Origin of the sequence: Nostoc sp. FACHB-133, assembly GCF_014698055.1 — a bacterium.
Lineage (GTDB): Bacteria > Cyanobacteriota > Cyanobacteriia > Cyanobacteriales > Nostocaceae > Nostoc.
Map to the genome: position 1 here is coordinate 1 of NZ_JACJSH010000134.1, position 6147 is coordinate 6147.

General features: G+C 40.3%; 4 protein-coding genes and 1 pseudogene. 2 read left to right on the forward strand and 3 right to left on the reverse strand.

Annotated elements, in window-relative coordinates; all coding sequences use genetic code 11:
• Positions 1-185 precede the first annotated feature (185 nt).
• The 3 genes from H6G86_RS37485 to tumA all read right to left on the reverse strand — a co-directional run bounded on the left by H6G86_RS37485 (position 186) and on the right by tumA (position 2247).
• A complete protein-coding gene (locus H6G86_RS37485; RefSeq protein ID WP_190938625.1) occupies positions 186-1424 on the reverse strand; it encodes an AIPR family protein in 1239 nt (412 codons plus the stop codon).
• 219 nt (positions 1425-1643) lie between these two features.
• Complete coding sequence (gene tumE / locus H6G86_RS37490) at positions 1644-2027, reverse strand: toxin TumE (protein ID WP_179076578.1); 384 nt, start codon at positions 2025-2027, stop codon at positions 1644-1646.
• Positions 2017-2247 (reverse strand): antitoxin TumA, encoded by a 231-nt coding sequence (tumA, locus tag H6G86_RS37495; RefSeq protein ID WP_190938626.1) that lies wholly within the window; start codon positions 2245-2247, stop codon positions 2017-2019. The genes tumE and tumA overlap by 11 nt, the downstream gene beginning before the upstream one ends.
• A gap of 192 nt (positions 2248-2439) precedes the next feature.
• On the opposite strand from tumA, the gene H6G86_RS37500 reads away from it, so the two are divergent.
• Both H6G86_RS37500 and H6G86_RS37505 read left to right on the forward strand, forming a co-directional pair.
• Positions 2440-2640: a hypothetical protein gene (locus H6G86_RS37500; RefSeq protein WP_190938627.1), complete on the forward strand. Its 201-nt coding sequence runs from the start codon at positions 2440-2442 to the stop codon at positions 2638-2640.
• A 1805-nt stretch (positions 2641-4445) separates the two neighbouring features.
• A pseudogene (locus H6G86_RS37505) lies at positions 4446-6147 on the forward strand (beta strand repeat-containing protein); the annotation flags it as partial.

Genomic DNA, 6147 nt, shown 5'->3' on the forward strand with positions numbered 1-6147 from the left:
TGACTATCGACTGCTGCTTCTGACGGGCTAGGTTCACGTCCTGCTGCCACGCGAGTCCATTGGTATAATTTGTCGTGAATTTTTAACCAAGTTCCATCTTGTTTAAATGGGGAAGTTTTACACGCCCTCGACAGTGAAAGATTTAAAGAAATTTTAGCTTTAACAGTTGCCTATGAAGGGTTCCATCATTTCTTATCTGTTTGCACACGCCCTTTTCTACCTTGTGTCACCTTCGCTTCTGACTCTGACTTACTGGAGTTAACCATTTTCATCAAGTGCTGATTTAGATAACTTTGCGCCGAGATATACAGACTTTCCCAAATCTCTTGATTGCGGCTGATTTTTGTGCCGACTGTATTGCCTGCTGTTTTTTCCGACACCAAATACTTACGGAAGTAGTTCGTCCACAGGTGTTGGAGAAAATCTTCAGCGAATTCATTAAACGGCAGAATCCATTTATAGTCCTTGTCCAAAAATACCCGATAGGACGCAATTATCGGTAGTGCCAAGTCAGTTGGCGCACCAAACCCGAATGAATACTTGCTATCAGGCAATAACGTAGTTTTACGTATATCTATTGATGCTAAATCGTTAGCACCCTTTCTTCTAGGGTTGCTGATATAGTCTTGGATTATCTCGTAGAGTCTTTGCTCTATCCACAAAGCATGAGTTAGTAGAGGAAGTAAAGCGGTTAACCGTTCCCTTTCTGTGTCTGTGATGTTACTTGGAAGACTCATCCCTGCTGGGTGTTTGGTTCGTTTATTGCCGTCGGGGTTGTATTTATTTCTGTCGAGGCAGTAAAGCAGCTTGAGCAAATGGGTGACATTGCACTGGGCATTTCTGGGAGCGCCACTTTGATTCTGGTAATAGGCGATGCGGAATTTCCTATCTTCTTTCTGTTCTAACTGGGCTAAATACTGCTTGATGAATTTGTAATCACCCCTAGCGTTGACTTTGGAGCGAGAATCTACTGGCGTTGTAGTATTACTTGCTAGGGCTATATCTTTGGCTGATTCTTCAGTCAATCCGATGTGAATCGTAACTTTTACTCTGGCTTGGGTTAGGTCATATTTGTAATTTTTCGCTTGCTCAAAGGCTAAAACTGTGTGGCCACCGTTTATAATGCCATCGCTACCCCCCTCGTTAGCTTCTAAGACTTCTAGCTCTAGTTCAGTTTTGTTCTTGATAGGCTTAACTTTATTGGCTGACAGAACGATTCCGCTATGACGAGAGAAGAATTTTTCGGGTTCAGTCGTCAGGGAGTCGAAGATTTGTCTGTAGGTCGCACTTTTGCGGTTCGGTTCGCGGATATTCGGTTCTAGGGGTAGGTCTATCGGGAACGAGTCTACATGAGCAGTGGCGATGATGCAATTGGGGTTGGCTTGAATATAGTTATCTATTTTGATGTTCCAAGTTTTGGGCATACTTTATTTATTGATGGAATTAAATTCTATGTTAGCGCTGCTGTAACCTTAATTATTCTCTTTCTTCACGACCAATAAGCTACCAAACTAGCCAAATTATAAACATCTCTAATCTAGCTGTATTAAACCTGTTATTTACTAGCATGAAAATTTTATCTAATTTTGCTTATTTTAGAGATAAGATACCTTCTTTGGCTCTTAGTACAGGAACTTATCCATCTAGTTCAATAATTCGGTTGCTTCTTTTAATACTTGAATAATTTCCGGTTTCTGAGAACTAATCACATCATTTGGTAAATGCTTGTGATGCGGAAATGTAGAGATATCAGGAAAATGCGGCGTACTATCATAACGAAAAACTAGGCAATTTCGTTCATCTTGAAAATGGTAGCGATAATCAAGAAATTTTAACTGATTGTCTGTGATTACTATAGCTTCGTTAATTTCTAACAAGTGTGTTTGAGCTAAACGCAATCGAATTCTTAAATTAGCCCGAAGGGATGTTAAAATTTCTTCTTCATAACGTTCCACATAAAGATTTGGACATTGAACAATTGCTTGTTCTACTTGATTTAAATAATCAGATAGAATGTTAGGCAGCATAGTTCAATCTTTGCTCTATTTCTTGACGCAAAACCAGATAATGGCGGTAATCGTTTGCCCATTCTATAAATAGAACATCATCTGCTAATGTTCCCTGATTATACTGATAAAAAAAATCTTCTGAGTCCATTTTTTGCTGGTTTTCATACACACTGAGCCGCTTGGCAACGGCAACCAAAGCATCTAAAGATGATGTATATTGAATGGTCTGTTTACGCATTTTATCTCTACTTTAAAATCATCATATTTTAATTATAAGTGAGCGCTACTCCATAATTTCCTCATCGAGCGCTATTAAATTTATGCAATTTCTCATCAAATAATAGCTATTGTGGCGTTGCTGTATTGTCCATTCTGCTGGTTCTAAGCCAACTTGTTGTTATCCAAGAAGATTCAACCTCTAAAGGACAAAGTGTTTGGAGTAGATTTTTCCCCGGTTTGGGGGAGAGCTTCTGAAGCGATCGCTCGTCACCTGCGACCTGCCGAGTCACTACAGCACCTTAAAGAGGTTCAGCTAGCTGCTACCGAGGGTTGGCTTTTCTCTTCTTCTGAAGTAGAGGGGTTTTTAGGGTGTAAGCCGAGAGTGAAGAAGGGTAAAGCCTTAGCAGAGTAGAGTAGATACTCTCAATAAACCAAAATTACACAGTTGTCGGCTCAAAGCTAAAAAGCTCAACGTTATATCAATATATATAGCCACCTATTCCACGTATTAAGTAAGTTGGCGCGGAAAAACCCAAGTATATTAACCTGAGTTCGGGATAAGAAATCCTCAAAAGCCTTGAATTATCGTTGTTCGGTCTAAAGCTCTGTTTTCATCTATTGTCAATAAGACATATTGCTGAGATTAGTTTCATTTGTGAACCTTATTGACAAAATGATTCCACTTTTATCCCTGCTTTGATCAATTCCAGTTTTATTCAATCCTGACAGAATAAGCTTTTTAGCTTTTGGCTTAACCCGAACTCAGGTTATATTACGAAACGTAAATAGGCTTAAAGTCCTTACTAATGACCAATGACAAAGGACAAATGACAGCCTTCACCAGTTAGCTTTAATTGCGCCAACCTACATCGAAGCTGTCATGAGGGGCAAAATAGACTGAAAACTCTTACTATATATAGGTTTAAGCGATGTTTAAGTAAAATTGACACAGGGGACAAAAGTTAGGTATCCATAGCTACAAAAACCGGAGTATTTATTAACTTTATTTACAGGTTTTACAGCTAGGGCAATGATCATCTTTTGGCGTGAATTGACTGAAACTTTTTGACATCAAGCTTTGTAGCCCAATCCAGAGACTCCAACCAAACAGTATTATTAATACTGTGTGCTAGGCGAAAAGCAATTATGGGGTGAAAAGTAGCAGTGCATTCATGCAGCAATTCTAGTTCGATATCAAAAATGCTTAAGCGTAGATATAGCAATAGTTTCCAGCTATCTTGCCCCTCATGACAGCTTCGCGCTTATCCACCCCATTTGGTTACATAGTTAGGTTTATTTAAGCCAACTGACTTAGGTTTCACAGGTCTAGTAGTCTGCCAACCCAAAAATGCGCTTGTGAGGACTGGGTAAAGGGGAAAGGGAAAAGGGTAAGGGATTTAAACCTTTTACCCCTTCCCCCTTCCCCTTTACCCCGCCAAGTTCACTTGGCGAACTACTAGTCAGTTTCACTCATCCCCAAAATATTGGTAGTGTTAGTTTGCGATCGCCTAGCGTGGGCTTTGCCCAATCGCTTGCTCCCAAAGACGCACCTATGATGAAGAATATGTAAAGTTATTTTGTAGAGATAAATAACTCAGTACATATTATGTATGCTACTTATTAGCAGGTTATTTAATCTTCCTGAAAATTGGTTTCTCTATGCTTTTTAACCTGTTAGCTATTTTTCAGCTATATATCCACGGGCAATAGCCCACGACAATACCATAAATATTTGTTGCCCTGTTTTCAACCTAGTAAGACTTACGCATTGACAAAAAAATGAGATTTGTTTTTAAAACATTTTAGCTTGATTTTTCGATGCTTTTTCAGGAATGTCTATGGTGAATGTTTACCTATACTACTGATAAAGGATTGTTTAAATCAGCTTCAAACTAGTAGTCTGTCAAGAACTAATTGACGAATAAATTTTCTATAGAGACGGCGATTTATCGCCGTCTCTACAACCGTCAAAATGGGTTTGACAGACCACTAGTTATTTTGTGAATGCAGATACTCTTGAATTTGTAGAATGCCTAAGACTTAGATAGTCCGAATTGCTTGGATACGTAATACTTGCAAGTCAATCAAAAGGAGACCTAGGGGGAAGATTCAAGTATGTCGAAAGCTTCAAGTTTCGGCAAATTTCGCTGTGCCAAAACAGCACTAAGAACTGAGAACTTAATTTAGTCCAAAAATCGATTCAGTTAGGAAAAAATAATGGCAAATATTATTGGAACCAATGGGAATGATACCCTAGTGGGCAGCTACAGCGCGGACACGATTAAGGGTCTTGCAGGTAACGATACCATTACAGCTAACCAGGACGACGATACCTTAACTGGTGGTGGTGGCAAGGATAAATTTATTTACAATTATTCCTTTGACTTCGGCTTTTCCTCGAGTGACGGCACTGATATCATCACCGATTTCGGTGGCATAGGTAAAGGAACAAACCCGACAGCAGCAATCATTGCTGAAGTAGACACCCTAAAATTCAACGGTGATGGGTTAACTGCGCGAAATCTGCTGCTCACCCAGAATGGCAGCAATTTGGAAGTCACCTTTGAAGGAGCGTTTAATACAAAAGTCATCCTGAAAAACTTCAAATTAGAAGATTTGGAGAACTTGGCAGCTTCTGGTACAAGGTCAGCCATCGGTAATATCCTGTTTAATGGGGAAACTAGCATCACCGATAGTTTTAATGTCCTAAATGCCAACTCTACCGATACGAGCATCGGCATCAAGAACACGGTGACGTTCTTCAATGACCTGAACAACAACATTACGGGTTTAGACAATTCAGATGATGTCATTAATGGTCAGGGGGGTGATGATAAAATCGATGGCTTGAGTGGCAACGACATTTTGAGAGGTGGTGCGGGGAATGATACTCTCATTGGTGGCGTGGGTGATGATACTCTTGTTGGTAATGCGGGCAATAACTCCCTCGTTGGTGGTACTGGTGACGATAATTTGAATGTTAACTATTCAAAAGGCAATAACCTGTTGGATGGTGACGATGGAAATGATTCTCTTTCCGCCTCTGGTGACTACACCTACGACCGATTGGGTATTTCATTTGGCAATCCTATCTCTGGGAATAACACCCTCAACGGTGGTGCTGGTAATGATTCCTTGGATGCTATCTATTCAACAGGCAGTAACACCCTCAACGGTGGTGCTGGTGATGATTACTTGGATGCTATCTATTCAACAGGTAATAACCTGCTCTCTGGGGGCGATGGAAATGATCAACTCTCCGTTTCTGGTTTCTTAGACGAAAGATTTGGACTTTTTAGTAGAATTTATGGCACAGGGAATAACACCCTCAATGGTGATGCTGGTAATGATTCCTTGGATGCTAGTTATACAGCAGGTAATAACACTCTCAACGGTGGTATTGGTGATGATTACTTGAATGTTGAGAATTCATCAGGCAATAATCTGCTCTTTGGGGGCGATGGCAATGACTCATTCTTTGTAGGTAACAATTCCAACGATTACAACTCTGGCAGCATTAGTGGCAATGATACGATCGATGGGGGTAAAGATGACGATTTGTTATCCGTCGATTACACCTATGCTACCGGAGGGATCGCAACGACTTACAATGCCACTACTAACATTGGATTGATTACAGCAGGTACGAATCGCGTTAGCTATAAAAATATCGAACAATTAGATATCAGTGGTACAGACTACAACGACAATATTGTAGGGAGCAATGGCAACGATACCCTCTCCACAGGCGATGGCGGTAAAGATACGATAGACGGGGGTAAGGGTGAAGATGTGTTGTTGATCAATTACAGCGATGTTACCGGAGGGATCGCAACGACTTACAATGCCACTACTAACATTGGCTCAATTACAGCAGGCACAAATCAAGTTAGCTACAAGAATATAGAACGATTAGATA